At 59.7% G+C, this 15,058-nt stretch carries 12 protein-coding genes and 1 tRNA gene; 7 read left to right on the top strand and 6 right to left on the bottom strand.

The genetic code is table 11. From position 1 onward, the window contains the following. Positions 1 to 3: 3 nt before the first annotated feature. Both hisN and P2W41_RS05650 read right to left on the bottom strand, forming a co-directional pair. Positions 4 to 774: a histidinol-phosphatase gene (gene hisN / locus P2W41_RS05655; RefSeq protein ID WP_404934533.1), complete on the bottom strand. Its 771-nt coding sequence runs from the start codon at positions 772 to 774 to the stop codon at positions 4 to 6. A 276-nt stretch (positions 775 to 1,050) separates the two neighbouring features. After that, positions 1,051 to 1,941, bottom strand: coding sequence for an N-formylglutamate amidohydrolase (locus P2W41_RS05650; RefSeq protein WP_404934532.1), 891 nt, complete (start codon positions 1,939 to 1,941; stop codon positions 1,051 to 1,053). A 184-nt stretch (positions 1,942 to 2,125) separates the two neighbouring features. Here P2W41_RS05650 and cpdR point away from each other — a divergent pair, with 184 nt between their 5' ends. Further along, entirely contained in the window at positions 2,126 to 2,488 is a 363-nt protein-coding gene (gene cpdR / locus P2W41_RS05645) for a cell cycle two-component system response regulator CpdR (protein WP_007008549.1), read from the top strand. A gap of 117 nt (positions 2,489 to 2,605) precedes the next feature. Then, a tRNA-Val gene (locus tag P2W41_RS05640) sits at positions 2,606 to 2,680 on the top strand. Between the two features lie 174 nt (positions 2,681 to 2,854). Here P2W41_RS05640 and P2W41_RS05635 read toward each other — a convergent pair. Both P2W41_RS05635 and P2W41_RS05630 read right to left on the bottom strand, forming a co-directional pair. Continuing rightward, on the bottom strand, positions 2,855 to 3,529 hold the full coding sequence (locus P2W41_RS05635) for an amino acid ABC transporter permease (RefSeq protein ID WP_223021455.1): 675 nt from the start codon (positions 3,527 to 3,529) through the stop codon (positions 2,855 to 2,857). A 111-nt stretch (positions 3,530 to 3,640) separates the two neighbouring features. After that, complete coding sequence (locus tag P2W41_RS05630) at positions 3,641 to 4,417, bottom strand: GntR family transcriptional regulator (protein WP_404934531.1); 777 nt, start codon at positions 4,415 to 4,417, stop codon at positions 3,641 to 3,643. 72 nt (positions 4,418 to 4,489) lie between these two features. On the opposite strand from P2W41_RS05630, the gene kynU reads away from it, so the two are divergent. The 5 genes from kynU to P2W41_RS05605 all read left to right on the top strand — a co-directional run bounded on the left by kynU (position 4,490) and on the right by P2W41_RS05605 (position 11,667). Further along, positions 4,490 to 5,713 carry a kynureninase gene (gene kynU, locus P2W41_RS05625; protein ID WP_404934924.1) on the top strand — a complete coding sequence of 408 codons (1,224 nt, stop codon included), beginning with the start codon at positions 4,490 to 4,492 and terminating at the stop codon, positions 5,711 to 5,713. A gap of 194 nt (positions 5,714 to 5,907) precedes the next feature. Continuing rightward, the gene (locus P2W41_RS05620; protein WP_292897113.1) at positions 5,908 to 7,080 is read left to right on the top strand and encodes an efflux RND transporter periplasmic adaptor subunit; all 1,173 of its coding nucleotides are present in this window, start codon (positions 5,908 to 5,910) and stop codon (positions 7,078 to 7,080) included. After that, a complete protein-coding gene (locus tag P2W41_RS05615; RefSeq protein WP_404934530.1) occupies positions 7,077 to 10,196 on the top strand; it encodes an efflux RND transporter permease subunit in 3,120 nt (1,039 codons plus the stop codon). The genes P2W41_RS05620 and P2W41_RS05615 overlap by 4 nt, the downstream gene beginning before the upstream one ends. Before the next feature lie 109 nt (positions 10,197 to 10,305). Next, positions 10,306 to 10,788 carry a MaoC family dehydratase gene (locus tag P2W41_RS05610; RefSeq protein WP_404934529.1) on the top strand — a complete coding sequence of 161 codons (483 nt, stop codon included), beginning with the start codon at positions 10,306 to 10,308 and terminating at the stop codon, positions 10,786 to 10,788. A 171-nt stretch (positions 10,789 to 10,959) separates the two neighbouring features. Beyond that, complete coding sequence (locus tag P2W41_RS05605; protein WP_404934528.1) at positions 10,960 to 11,667, top strand: methyltransferase domain-containing protein; 708 nt, start codon at positions 10,960 to 10,962, stop codon at positions 11,665 to 11,667. Between the two features lie 73 nt (positions 11,668 to 11,740). Here P2W41_RS05605 and P2W41_RS05600 read toward each other — a convergent pair whose 3' ends face one another. Both P2W41_RS05600 and P2W41_RS05595 read right to left on the bottom strand, forming a co-directional pair. Beyond that, positions 11,741 to 13,747, bottom strand: coding sequence for a BCCT family transporter (locus P2W41_RS05600; RefSeq protein ID WP_292897117.1), 2,007 nt, complete (start codon positions 13,745 to 13,747; stop codon positions 11,741 to 11,743). 210 nt (positions 13,748 to 13,957) lie between these two features. Beyond that, positions 13,958 to 14,968: a DUF2156 domain-containing protein gene (locus P2W41_RS05595; protein WP_404934527.1), complete on the bottom strand. Its 1,011-nt coding sequence runs from the start codon at positions 14,966 to 14,968 to the stop codon at positions 13,958 to 13,960. Positions 14,969 to 15,058 lie beyond the last annotated feature (90 nt).

Raw genomic sequence — 15,058 nt, 5'->3', positions numbered from 1 at the left:
GGATCAGCGCAGCAGCGCCATCGCTTTTTCGTGGAGCTCGCGGGTCGCCGCAGCAATGATATCGCCACCGCTTTCAGGTCTGCCGCCAGCCCAGCTCGTGATTACCCCACCCGCCTGCTCGATGATCGGAACCAGCGCGACGATGTCGTAAGGCTGCAGTCCAGACTCGATGACGAGATCGACCTGCCCGGCCGCCAGCATGGCATAGGCATAGCAGTCCGTCCCATAGCGGGGGAGGCAGACCGCCTCTTCCACCCTGTCGTAAGCCGGGCGACGCAGGGCATCGAAGAGCGCAGGCGTGGTGGTGCACAGCGTGGCATCGGAAAGCTCGGACGTGTCGCGGGTCTTCAGTCTGCGCGCACCGCCGGGGCCCTCATAGTGGCTGCCCTCACCGACCGCATAGAACAGCTCACCCGTGAACGGCTGGGACATCATGCCCGCGACCGCACGGCCTGATACGGTGAGCCCCACCAGTGTCCCCCACAGCGGCAGGCCCGAGATGAAGGCACGTGTGCCGTCAATCGGATCGATGATCCAGCGGTGATCGCTCGCCTCGCGCTCAAGGCCAAACTCCTCGCCCAGTATGCCATGATCGGGGTAGGCCTCGCAGATCAGCGCGCGAATCGCTTTCTCGGCCTCGCGATCAGCCTCCGTAACCGGATCGAAGCCGCCATCCACCTTGTTGTCGATCAGCACCGGCTGGCGGAACCGCGGCAGGGTTTGTTCTGCGGCAGCTTGGGCAATGCGGCGCATCAGGGCCGGCGACACGGTCATGGAAAACTCCTGGATACTGGATTTGCTGGCGGGCGAATGGCCGGAGGCCGATCTTCGCTGTGAATGCGGCCGTTTGCAACGGTTCACGAACGGTTAACGCTTGACAATGCTGCAATGCAACATAAACTTCCAATCAGGCAGTTTATCTGCCGAATGCCCTTTTTGGGCGTTTCCTCCCTAGACTTTAGGCCGCGTCGCCAATGCGATGCGGTCTTTTTTTGCATCTGCTTCCGGAAATCGACACCGGCATATGCTGCACTGCCGCAAAATTGCGGATCATTCGGCAGCCAGGGGAAAAGCGCTGAAGTGCCGGCCGGCGGTCAGCATCAGCTCACGGGCGAAATCTGATAAATCCTCCATAAGTGCGTGAAAGCCAGCCGTCTTTTCCAGCGTGCGCTCATCCATATAGAGGCTTCGATTGATCTCGATCTGCAGGGCGTGAAGACCCTGTGCGGGACGCCCGTAATGCTCTGTGATGAAGCCGCCCGCATAGGGCTTGTTGTGCACCACGCAGTAGCCGCGCGCCGTCAACAACCCGATCACCCATTCCGTAAGGACCGGTGCCGCAGACACCCCGAAGCGATCTCCGATGATGAAATCAGGCCTCAGTCCACCGTCGCCGGAACGCACGCCCGCCGGCATGGAATGGCAATCGATGAGAATCCCATGTCCGAACGCGCAATGCGTGTCGATGAGAAGGCGTTTGAGGCATTCATGATAAGGCTGGTAGATCGATTCTATCCGTGAAACCGCCTCAGCCAGCGGCAACCGCCCCTGATATATGTCGAGGCCCTCTCCCACCAGCTTGGGCACTGTACCAAGCCCGCCCGCCACTCGTGGCGAACGGATATTGGCGTAGGGCGGCACCGGCTCGCAAAACATGCGCGGATCGAGCTCCCAGGGCTCACGATTCACATCGAGATACGCACGTGGGAAATTGGCTTTGAGGAAAGGGGCGCCACAGGCGACGACGCCGGAAAACAGTTCATCAACATAACAGTCTTCCGACCGCCGGATCACCCTGGCATCGAGCTTGCTCATCTCGAGAAAACGTTGCGGATAATGGCGCCCACTGTGTGGCGAATTGAAAACGAAGGGCACCTCTTGCGACGCTGGAGCATGCACCTCAAACGCGGGCACCGTGCCGAAATCCGCTGCAGCATTCATCCGTGTTTTGCGCCTCCGCAACGCTGTATTCTTCTGAAGCCTGCCACCGGCGCCCCCGCCTGTCCAGCCGCTCCACAGACTGGCCCATAAGGATTCACTTGATATTTACCATGCGAGAATCATATAGCTGGTAACACATAAGCGGTTGGCGGGACGACCGCTCTCGCACGATTCGGACGGCACAATGGCACGGATTCTCCTGGCGGAAGACGATAACGATATGCGGCGCTTTCTCGTGAAGGCGCTTGAACGGGCGGGCTACGAAGTCGTAGACTTCGACAATGGCGCCGGCGCCTATGACAGGTTGCGCGAAGAGCCCTTTTCTCTCCTTTTGACGGACATCGTGATGCCGGAGATGGACGGCATCGAGCTGGCAAGGCGCGCGACGGAAATAGACCCTGACCTCAAGGTGATGTTCATCACGGGTTTTGCCGCTGTCGCGCTGAACCCGGATTCGAACGCTCCGCAGGATGCAAAAGTCCTGTCCAAACCCTTCCACCTGCGCGATCTCGTGAACGAGGTGGAGAAGCTTTTGCAGGCGGCCTGAGAGCCGTTTTGTTATGGGGAGGCGCGGCATCCGGGACGGGTGTCGGATTTGCCGTAAAATCCCCAAACTACCTATTGACGCCTGCCGCAATTTTATGATCTATGCGCGGCGTCGGATGGGCGTGTAGCTCAGCGGGAGAGCACTACGTTGACATCGTAGGGGTCACTGGTTCAATCCCAGTCACGCCCACCATCCACTTCCTCATTGAAATCAACAGCTTGTTTTCCGTGCACCGCACCTCTAGCGTAAGACCGCAGGGCCGGTGGCGGGCGGTGTTTTGCGTCCTGCCTTTGGCCGCACTGGTCCCGCCCCGCCCCCCCTCGGCAGGCGCGGCAAGAAGCGGGAGGAAACCGTGGTGAGGCCGGTTCAGCGCTTCACAGTCCGAAAACGCTCTTCCAGATACGACACGAGACGCACCGCTGGCCAAAGCACAATCAGGTACATAACCGCGGCGGCGATCAGCGGTGTGGGGTTGGCCGTCAGCGCCTGGGCATCGGTTGCCTGTTTGAGAAGATCAGGCATGGCAACAACGGAAGCCAGTGATGTGTCCTTGGCGATTGCGACCGAATTGCTCGTATGCGGCGGAATCGCCACGCGAAACGCCTGCGGCAGGATGATTTTGTAGATGATTGCCCAGAACGGCATGCCAAGAGCCTTGGCAGCCTCGGTCTGTCCCTCGGGAATCGACTGTATGCCAGCGCGGAAAACCTCGGCCGTGAACGCAGAAAAGACCAGTCCGAGCGCCAGCGTCGCGGACGTGAAGGCGTTGAGGCGGATGCCGACAAAAGGCAACGCATAATAGATCAGCACGAGGACAACGAGGATCGGCAGCGCACGAAACACATCCACGTGCAACACGGCAAGGAGACGCAATGGACGCGGCCCATAAAGTCTCGCCAGGCAGATGAGAACCCCCGCAAGCCCCCCAAGCGTGATCGTTGTCAGGGCGAGAAGGATCGTATTTCCAACTCCCTTCAGGAGCATCGGAAAGATTCGGAAAAAAACCTCGGCATTCAGAAACGTATCGACGAAACCCGGCATTCTTTTAATCCTCCCGCAGCTCACCCCGCATTCCCACGGGCGGCCGAATGATCCTGATGGACCGAGGGATGGGTCGGGCAACCCTTCCCCGGTTCGTATCCTCAACTGTCTTCACGCGCGGGCCGGAGCATCCCCCGCAGATTGTTCCGCTGCCGATTGATAGACCGCCAGCGTGAACTGGACGTGCTCACGCAGCAGGCCAGCCGCGTGCTCCGCATCACGTGCAAGCACGGCCTCCATCAACCGGGTGTGATTGGAAATGGACAGCGCCTCCTCCAGCAACGCCTGGGTCGCCCCGTCATGTTCATAAGAATTCCCCTCGTCATCTTCCGGCAGAAACAGAAGTGCCTGATGATGCCGCCTCAGCTGCTCGGAAATCTGCCGCTGAAAGGATTTTAACCAGCCCGACCTGGCAGCCGAGAGAAGTGATTGATGAAACGCGTCATGCGCATCCATCCATGCCGCGAATGTCCTGGAGCGCTCGCGGCAAAGGGCGGCCGAAGCGCGCGACAACTGGTGATGGCACGCCACGATGGCGCTTTCCCAATCCAGATCGCCATGGGCTATGGAGTCCTTGAGAAGTGCTGTCTCCACCACCGCGCGCGCCTGCTCAAGATCCTCCAGCTCCGCGACGGAAACGGACGCAACACGATAACCGCGATTGGGGCTGAGAACCGCAAGACCGGCCTCTTCAAGACGTGGTAGCGCTTCCCGCAGGGGCGTGTATCCGATCCCGTAGCGCTTCGACAGCGCCATCAGGCGCAACGGTTCCCCAGGCGCCAGGACTCCATCCACAATGTCCCGCTTGAGGGCGGCAAGCGCGTCTTCAGGCTCCTGCAGGTCACGCTTCGGCATTGTCTCGGCCTCAGATTTCATATAATCAATCATATTATATATAATCTGCCGGGCCAACAGGATTTTGATCAAATGAGCACAGCCGAACAAAATCAGGATAATCAGATGATGGCAAGTGCCCGGGAGAGCGACCGCAGGGACCCGTTGAAAGACCATCGCACCCGATTCACTGTTCCAGACGGCGTCATCTATCTCGACGGCAACAGCCTTGGCGTTTTGCCGGCCGGTCTCGGTCATCGCATGAGCGAGGTTATCGAACATCAGTGGGGCGAACGTCTGGTTCGCGGTTGGAACGACGCAGGCTGGATCGACCTCCCTTCTCGGGTGGCAGGGAAGATTGCCTCCCTAGTCGGTACAAGCGCAAACTGCGTTGCAGTTGGCGATTCCACATCGATCAACGTCTTCAAGGTGCTTTCTGCCGCCCTCTCCCTGCGCCCCTCCCGGCGCGTCATTCTCTCCGACAGAAACAATTTTCCCACCGATCTCTACGTTGCCGATGGCCTCACGCGTCTACTCGGGCAGGGCTACGAGTTGAAGCTCGCCACGGCAGAGACGATGATTGACACGCTGGACGAAAGCGTTGCTGCGGTGCTTCTGACGGAAGTCGACTATCGAACCGGCGAGCGCTACGACATGGCGGCCATGACCCGGCACATTCATGAAAAGGGCGCGATGGCGATCTGGGATCTGTGCCACAGCGCCGGCGCCTTCCCGGTTCATCTCGATGCCGCAGGGGCAGATTTTGCTGTTGGCTGCGGCTATAAATATCTGAATGGGGGCCCCGGCGCACCCGCCTTTCTTTATGTCGCGGAACGGCATCTGACGAGCGTCACCCCGGCACTGTCGGGATGGATGGGGCATAACGCCCCGTTTGCCTTCACAACGGATTATACGCCGGCTGAGGGAATTGACCGCATGGAGGTGGGCACGCCGCCGATCCTCTCCCTCTCCGCGCTCAACATTGCACTCGATGCGTTCGAAGGTGTCGACATGACACTGGTACGCCAGAAATCGCAGGAACTGTGCGACCGGTTTATTTTCGAGGTCGAACGCCGCTGCCCTGAACTGGAACTGGTGACCCCGCGCGAACGCGCCATGCGCGGCAGCCAGGTGTCTTTCAGACACCCTGAAGGCTATGCGATCATGCAGGCGCTGATCGCCAATGGCGTTATCGGCGACTTTCGGGCTCCCGATATTCTGCGCTTCGGCATGACGCCGCTCTATCTGCGGCACACCGACATTCTGGCCGCAGCAGAAACCCTTGAACGCGTGATGCATGAAAGGCTGTGGGACCGTGAAGAATATCGCAGCCGCGCCAAGGTAACCTGACGGCCTCCAGCCACTCCGTTTCGACCTCGACCCGGGAAGCAACACCGCCTGCTTCCCGTAGCCTTACGATAATTTAATACTAGAACAGATGAAAAGCCGCCCGGAAGCTGGCATAAAGAGCGTGGCTCGAAGCGACCGGTATACCGGCTGATCAGTGCCGCCTCCATTGCCAAAACCGAATTGCCGGAGCGTGCATGTCTTTCTGGAAACAGGCAGTTGCCTGCCTCATCATTCTTATCGTCGCAGCATTCGTCTGGTTTCTGTACTACCCCGGCGCACAGGATGTTCTGGCCCGCACGGGGCTTGTCTCACCTGACGCGGGCTCCCCGCAGACAAGCGCGGAGCGCGGCCCGCAACGAGGAGGACGTGGCGGAGGCGGCGCGCCGGGACCGGTGGTGACTGCACCGATCACCCACGCAACGATCAACGACAGGCTCACCGCGATCGGTACGGGTCGGGCGCGCCGCTCGGTCGTCGTCAACCCGCTGACGGCAGGCACGCTGGTCGAGATCGCGGTCTCTTCGGGGGCGGAGGTGAAGGCCGGCGACCTGATCGCCAAACTCGATTCAGATGCCGAGGAAATCGCACTCGACCGCGCCGTCATCGCACTGGACGACGCCCAGGCGACGCTCGAACGCATCAAGGCGCTACGCACATCCAACACGGTGAGCGTGGTGCAGCAGAACGAAGCCGAGCTTGCGCTTCGCAATGCGGAGCTGGCCAAGCGTGAAGCGGAGCTCGCACTCGAACGCCGTTCCATCACTGCGCCCATCGACGGCACGGTGGGCATTCTCCCGATATCGGCAGGCAGCTATGTGACAAGCAGCACGGAAATCGCCAGCATAGACGACCGGTCGCAGATCCTGGTGGATTTCTGGATCCCCGAGCGCTACGCGGGACTGGTCGATATCGGGTCGCCACTGACAGCCATTTCGGTCGCCCGCGCATCCTCGGTTCATGAAGGCGAGATAAGCGCGATCGACAATCGGATCGACCCGGAAAGTCGCACGCTGCGCATCGAGGGACGCATCGACAACCCCGACGACCGGCTGCGTGCCGGCATGGCCTTCACCATCTCCATGCGTTTTCCGGGCGAAACCTATCCGGCCATCGACCCACTCGCCATTCAGTGGAGCTCTGACGGGCCGTTCGTGTGGGCGGTGGAAGACGGCATGGCCCGCCAGAAGCCGGTGCGCATCGTGCAGCGCAATGCTGACAGTGTGCTTGTCGACGCCGAGTTTGGCGAGAACGCCCTCGTTGTCACCCAGGGCATTCACAATGTGCGCGAGGGTTCTCCCGTTGAAACGGCCGGAAATCCGGCCAGTGTCGGCGCCAGACAGGCCAATGCGGGAGGATCCGCGTCGTGAAGGAAACGCTTCAGAACGCCCAGACCGGCATTACCGCCCTTTTTGTCCGGCGTCCGGTCCTTGCCTTTGTGTTCAATACACTGATTGCCGTGGCGGGTCTTGCAGCCCTCTTCGGCATCGAGGTTCGTGAACTGCCCGACGTCGATCGGCCGGTCATCACCGTCTCCACTGATTTCTCCGGCGCCGCCGCCGAAACGATGGACCGCGAAGTGACGGCCATGATCGAAGGCGCTGCGGCACGTGTTTCCGGCGTGGTGGCGATATCTTCCGATTCCTCCTATGGCCGCAGCCGGGTGACGGTGGAGTTCAGCGACAACGTCAACCTGGACACGGCCGCTTCCGATCTGCGCGATGCGGTGAGCCGCATCCAGAACAGTCTTCCCGACGATGCTGACGCGCCGCGCATCATCAAATCCGACAATGACGCCCAGGCGGTCATGCGGATTGCGCTGACCTCCGCAAGCATGCCGGTACAACAACTCACCACCCTCGTGGAGGATGAAGTCGTCGATGCGTTTTCGGCGGTGCCCGGGGTCGCCGATGTTCAGGTCTATGGCGACCGGACGGAAATCTTCCGTATCGACATCGACCAGACGAAGCTCTCCAGCATGGGGCTTACGGTGGCCGATGTTTCAAAGGCGCTTGCAACCGTCGCATTCGACACTCCGGCAGGCTCCCTGAGTAACACGACGCAGGACCTGACGGTGCGCGCCACAGCTGCCATCTCTACGCCGCAGGAGTTCGAGGCGATCTATCTGAAGGACAATGTCCGTCTGGGAGAGGTGGCGACCGTCACCCTTGGAGGCGATCTGGGGGAAAGCCAGTTGCGCGCCAACGGTCGCACCGGCATCGGGCTGGGCATCGTCCGCCAGGCCCAATCGAACACGCTCGAGATCTCCACCGGCGTCCGCAAGGCGGTGGAAGAAGTGCGCGCAATCCTGCCCGAAGGGGTCGACATCGAGGTAACCAGCGACGATGCGACCTTCATCAACGGTGCCATCCACGAGGTTGAGATCGCGCTGTTGATCTCCGTGACGGTGGTGCTTCTGGTCATCTTCATCTTTCTGCGCGACGTTCGCGCGACGATCATACCGGGGCTCGCCATCCCGGTGGCGCTGATCGGCACACTGGCGACCATTTACCTGACCGGCTTTTCAATCAACATCCTGACCCTTCTCGCTCTGGTTCTGGCGACAGGTCTTGTGGTGGATGATGCCATCGTGGTTCTGGAGAATATCGTGCGCCGGCGCAATGAAGGCATGGGCGCGCGCGCTGCCGCCGTGCTCGGCACGCAGGAGGTCTTCTTCGCGGTTCTGGCAACAACGGCCACGCTCATCGCGGTCTTCGTTCCCATTTCCTTCCTGCCCGGGCAGGCAGGCGGACTTTTCAAGGAATTCGGCTTTGTTCTCGCGATGGCTGTGTTCCTTTCCTCCATCGTGGCGCTGTCGCTATGTCCTATGCTCGCCTCCCGCATGCTGGCCTCCCACCCCGATGGGGAAGCGGAGCAAGGCGGTGGTTCAAGTACCGGTCGGGCCCTTTCCACCCTCTATCGGCGCTGCCTGTATGCCTGCCTCAACGCACCGGCAGTGGTGGTGGTGATTTCGGTTCTTTTCGCTGCCGCTTCCTATGGTGCCTTCGGTTTCATCAAATCCGAGATCACGCCAAGCGAGGATCGCTCGATCGCCTTCATGCGCGTTTCGGCACCGCAGGGCGTGAGCCTCGATTACTTCGCCGAACGGATGCGCCGGATCGAAGCGCTGATAGAGCCCCTGCGCGACAGCGGCGAAGTGGTCAGCACCTTTTCCATCGCCGGGCGCGGCTCCTCCAACAGCGGCTTTCTCGTATTGCGGCTGGCCGACTGGGAAAATCGCGAGCGCAGCCAGCAGGAGATCGTTGCCGACATCTCTGCCCGTGTGCGCAATGAGCCGGGTGTCCGCGCTTTTGTCTTCCAGCCCAACAGCCTTGGCATCCGCGGCGCAGGCAACGGGCTGAGTTTCGCGATTGCCGGCAACAATTACGCCAGGCTGACGGAAGCCGCGGAGAAGATCGTCGCAGCCATGGACGAGGATCCGAGTTTCCGCCAGGCCCGGCTCTCCGATGACACGACACAACCCCAGCTTTCGATCGCCATCGATCGCGACCGCGCGTTCGATCTGGGGATCGATATTGACGGTCTTGGCAACACCATCCAGGCGATGCTCGATGGCCGCAAGATCGGCTCGGTCTTCATCGACGACCGCAGCGTGGACGTGAAACTGGTCTCGACCACCAATCCAGTGAATGATCCGACCGATCTGGAAAACATCTACATCAAGGCCGGCGACGGCCGTTTCGTGCCCTTGTCCGTCATCGCAACGCTCAAGGAGCAGGCCGTCCCGCCATCCCTGTCGCGCGAGGATCAACTGCGCTCGGTCGGCGTAAACGCAGCACTAGGGCCCGATGTGGCCCTTGGCGAAGCCTATCAGCGGGCGCAGGCAATCGCCGCACCTTTCCTCGAACCCGGCATGCGGCTGGTGCCGCTCGGCGAAGCGGCCGCGCTCGGCGAGACCGCCAATTCGATGCTGATCATCTTCGGTTTTGCGCTGGTTATCATCCTTCTTGTGCTGGCCGCCCAGTTCGAAAGCTTCATCAGCGCGGTCATCATCATGGCAACGGTACCACTCGGGCTCGCCTGCGCTGTGTTCGCCATGCTGCTGACAGGCACCAGCCTCAATGTCTACAGCCAGATCGGTCTCGTCCTTCTGGTGGGTATCATGGCCAAGAACGGCATTCTCATCGTCGAGTTTGCCAACCAGCTCCGTGATCGGGGGATGGGTGTCCGGGAAGCAATTGAAGAGGCATCGCTGATCCGTCTGCGTCCGGTCGCAATGACAATGATCTGCACCATTGTCGGCGGGGTTCCGCTGGTCCTTGCCAGCGGCGCGGGCGCAGAAGCCCGTGTCGCGCTTGGCTGGGTTATCGTGGGCGGCCTCGGCCTTTCCACGTTGTCCACCCTTTTCCTTACCCCGGTGGCTTATCTGTTGCTTGGGCGTTTCATCACCCCGAAGGTGGAAGAAGAAGAGAGGCTCGAGCGTGAGCTTCACCACGCATCGCGGATTGGTAGCAAGCTGTCCTGAACACTGGACCTGAAGCGGGTGACAATCGCAGCACAAAACTGTATCTGTGCGCGGCGCGCAGGGGCGAATGGTCCCGGCGCGATCCCTTCAACAGCCACGGAGTGCCCCGTTGACCATCGGGACAATCAGTATTGAGGAAGCCGAGAAACTGGTGGGACAGGAAGTCGGCCTGTCCAACTGGCGTGTCGTCACCCAGGAAATGATCGATCAGTTCGCCGCGGCGACCGATGATCACCAGTTCATCCATACAGATCCCGAGCGCGCTGCCCGGGAAACCCCGTATGGCGGCACCATCGCTCACGGCTTTCTCTCCCTGTCCCTCCTTTCGACCATGGTCTTCGAGGCGGTGCCGCGTCTCGAAGGGTCGGCAATGGGCGTCAACTTCGGCTTCGAGCGCATCCGCTTCCTGGCACCGGTGCGATGCGGCGCCCGCATTCGCGCGCGCTTCGTTCTCGCCGCGATCAAACTGCGTCCCTCGGGTATCGCCGAGGTAAATTACGATGTCACCGTGGAAATCGAGAACTCGCTGAAACCAGCTCTTACTGCACACTGGCTGACACTGGCGATGCCGGATCGTGGCCGGGACGACTGAAAGGGCGGCCCCCTCCAACGAAAAACCCGAACAGGCACCACATTCGGGCAAGGCGTTAAGGTTACCGGGCGGCAAACAATTGCTCGACCTGTTCTGTGCAGTTATTCACGTTAATAATAATTGCAGCCTTTCAGATTCTGGAGGGCATTTCCGTTCCTCCAAGAGTTTTACATGACGCTCAGTTTCGGCCCATCATTACAAAAGGAAGAACGGAAAAGTCCCTACCGAGATCCCGAGAGCCTGGAGTTCAACTTCCGAGCAAGGCGATTTCAGCGCATCCGCCGCCTTATCGAAGACGCGCTTGACGAAAAGCAACAGATCAACATTCTCGATCTCGGCGGCACGGAAGAATACTGGCAGATCGGCGCAGACTTTCTGAACCAGCATCGACACAGGCTGAAGATCACGCTTCTCAATCTGGAAGCGGAAGAGGTCGAGGACAAAGGCATATTCGAAGCTTTTGCCGGTGACGCGGCGGACCCCAAATTGCTGCAGGGTGAGCGGTTTGACCTTGTCCACTCCAATTCCGTGGTCGAGCATATGGGGAGCTGGGACAGGATGTTGCGGTTTGCCGAGAACAGCAAAAGGCTGTCCAGGCGCTACTTTGTCCAGACCCCGAATTTCTGGTTTCCGTTCGAGCCTCATTTTCGTCTGCCCGGGTTTCAGTACCTCCCCAGGAGTATCCAGGTCTCACTTGTCCAGCGGTTTCAACTGGGCTTTTTCCCCCGCACTCCGGATCGCGCGGAAGCGTGCACGCTGGTCAGGCACAACACACTGATTTCAGCGGCACAGATGCAGCGGCTATTCGATGACGGAAACATTGTTTTCGAAAAGTTCGCTTTCCTGAACAAGTCGATCATGGCCATACGCGCGCGCTGACCCTGCTCCCGCTCAACGCCAGGAGGGGTGAAAGAGGCCGGTTGCGACTGCAATCCGGCCCCGTCTGAGCTTTCTATTCTTCTTTTTGCGCCTGAACGTCGTGCTCCGGAGCGGCCGAGACAAGCTCAGAGGCTGTCGACTGAACCAAAAGCAAATACCGCTCATACTGGATCAGCACGTCATGAATGATCTGGTCGCGTGTCATACCCATGATGTCATACCCCTTGCTGCCACTTGAGAATTCGGTCCGGGCTTCATAGCGCAGGCCCGATCTTGCGGCATCGAAGGCGGAAAACGCCGGTAGTTTCTGAGAGGCTGGCGCCACACCATAGACAAAGTTTCGCATATCTTCGGCTGGCGAGGTCAATGCGATGGCGCCGCTCTCCTCTTCCTCCACAAAAGCTTCACGACCCCGCTCCGTGAGTTCCTTTGCCACTTGCTCGAGAGCGGGCTTCACCTCCTTTTGAATGAAGGCAAGGATCTCCTTTTCGTTCGGCGCATGCAGCATCAATCCCAGTCTGCGCTGCCAGGTCAGCCCAGAGGCCGGGTAGGCCGGAGCCATCTGCGGCACGGCGACATGAGCCTCGCGCTGAGCCAGGTCAGCCCGCATGCCCACATAAAGCGCCCAGACCAGAGCGAGCATGACGAAAGTGAAGGGCAAGGCGCTGGCGATAGTGGCGGATTGAAGCGCGCCCAATCCCCCGGCAAGAAGCAGCGATCCGGCAACCAGGCCTTCAAGTGCGCACCAGAAAACCCTCTGAAGGGTCGTCGTTTCCGTTTCGCCACCGGCTGCGATGGTGTCGATGACGAGCGAACCGGAATCAGACGAGGTGACGAAGAAGATTGCGACCAGCGCGACCGCCAGCGCCGATGTCAGGCCCGTAAACGGCAGATAGGTGAAAAACTGGAACAGGCCGACGGAGACATCCTTTGCGACTTCGGCGCCCAGTTCGCCGGCAGCGATGCCCGTATCCACGAAGATCGCCGTATTTCCGAAAACAGTCATCCAGAAAAAGGTGAACCCCGCAGGAATGAAAAGAACGGCTGTCACGAATTCGCGCACTGTGCGACCGCGTGAGATGCGTGCAATGAACATGCCCACAAATGGCGACCAGGAAATCCACCATGCCCAGTAGAACAAGGTCCAGCCGTCGACCCACGGCGTCGGCTCATAGGCATAGATGTTGAAGGTGCGCAGCACGAGCGTGTCGAGATAAAGTCCAATATTCTGCACGAAGTCGCGAAAAAGGTTTGCTGTCGGCCCGACAACAAGAACGAATATCATCAACAGGACCGCAACGATCAGGTTCGTTTCCGACAGTATGCGGACCCCCTTGTCCAGGCCCGTGACGACGGAGATGGTCGCAAACGCGGTGATGATCGCGATGAGCGGCAACTGCACCCAGGGTGCGATGGGCAAACCTACCAGGTAGTTGAGACCCGCATTTATCTGGGTAACGCCGAGACCAAGCGATGTAGCGATGCCGAACATGGTGCCTACAATGGCAAAGATATCCACCGCATGGCCGATAGGACCGTTGATCCTGTCTTTCAGAAGCGGATAAAGGCCCGAACGGATGGTGAGCGGCAGATTGTAGCGATAGCCGAAATAGGCAAGTGAAAGCCCCACCACCGCGTAAATGGCCCACGCATGGATACCCCAGTGAAAAAAGGTGACCGTCATGGCTTCGCGCATGGCAGCGATGCTTCCCGGCTCTGCTGTGGGCGGCGCCAGAAAATGGGTCATGGGCTCGCCGACCGCATAGAACATGAGGCCGATACCCATGCCGGCGGCAAACAGCATGGCAACCCAGGAATGATACTTGAACTCAGGTTCGGAATCGTCCGGTCCCAACTTCAGCCTGCCAAACCGCCCGAACGAAAACAGGAGCACCGAGGCCAGGAAAATACCAACGGCGAGAAGATAGAGCCAACCGAAGCTCGCCAGAATATTGCTCTGCAGGGCGGAGAACATCTCCCCTGCCCGGCCTGGAAAAACAATGCCAATCAAAAGAAACACTGCGATGATGGAAACCGCACCGAAAAAGACCGGTGGGTTGATAACAAAGCGATTGAACATGAGGGCTACTTTCTGCGCTTCCGTTTTTGAAATGGCGGTTGGCGCTCCAAAAGATTTGGCTCGCAAGGGGCATCAACACCCCTTGAATGGCTGGTGCACGATGAAAGAGCGCCGGCGGCAAGCGCCCCGTTTCTGCGACCCATGAGGTGGATTGTCAATGAGGGGTGGCAAAGCAGGTGCGCGCGGGCAACCGGTCAGTATGTCCGGGTTTCAAACAATTCCGCAGGCCCGAACAAGCTTGAGAAGGCGTGGTAGGGAAGGCTTCGTGTTCATCGCGCACCAGGTCTCACGCGCTTCCCCACCATAGCTTTCCTTGTGCCTTGCAAGCGACTGCGTCGGATAGACAAGCTTTTGGGCAACAGGATTTGTGTAGATGAATCGGAACGCACGGCGGGTCAGCCAGTCCTTCTCGAACTCCTGATCCTCGATCTTGTGAAACGGCATGAGGCCGAGATAAAGCTTCGGCACCCCTTCGGACTGAAACGTTTCCACCGCATGCCGGACAAGAAAGTAAGCCGCCAGCGGATCGGTGTCGGGTAGCCAGCGTCGCGTGGCCGAGAGGTACCCGATCAGCTTGCCGTCTTCATACAACGGATCGAAGAAGGCGAAGGCCAGCGGCCTGTCATTCTCATCCAGAATGAAGAACTTTCGGACATCGGGCTCATCACGTAACTGGATCGGACGAACTAGAAAAGAAAGCTCGCGGCGCTTTGTGGTGCGGGTGCGCCGCCACCCAAGGGAGACATCCTCGACTTGCTCCGGCTGCAGCGAAGCCACGGGAATTTCGGCAACGCGGCACCCCATGCGGGTGAAGCGGTTTGTTGCCGTCCGGAAGCTCCGCCGCAAGGGCCCGGCGAAACTGTAGGTTGCGAGATCAATCAGGCTCTCGATGCCAAGCGCATTGACGGAAAATCCCTTTGACGAAAGAAGCTCCGCCATGGGGCGGGAGACCTGCCAGAAGGTCACATCGCTTTTAGCCGCCACAAACGCGTCGAGCATGGCTGGCCAGAGTTCTCTCGGTGCGAGTGGGTCGGCCAGCGCATAGGCTGTGCGCCCCACCATGCGATATGCGATCACACCATGTTCGTTGCCGAAATAATGCATACCTGGCTGGTGCGCGACTGAATAGGCCAGCACGAAACGTCCGTGCCGTTTGAGCAGCGCATGGCGCTGACTGTCGGTCAGAAGAGCGTTGTCGCTCAGGCGATCAGAATTTGACAAGCGAGCTATCTGGTTCACGGCGAAGAATCATGTTCCGCGCCCCCACGGGCGGAGGGATGCCACGCATTGCGGACCGTGACAAGGTGATTG

It is taken from the genome of Nitratireductor sp. L15S-10, from assembly GCF_045011005.1.
Taxonomy (GTDB): domain Bacteria; phylum Pseudomonadota; class Alphaproteobacteria; order Rhizobiales; family Rhizobiaceae; genus Nitratireductor.
This window is presented reverse-complemented; position numbering and strand designations above follow the sequence as displayed.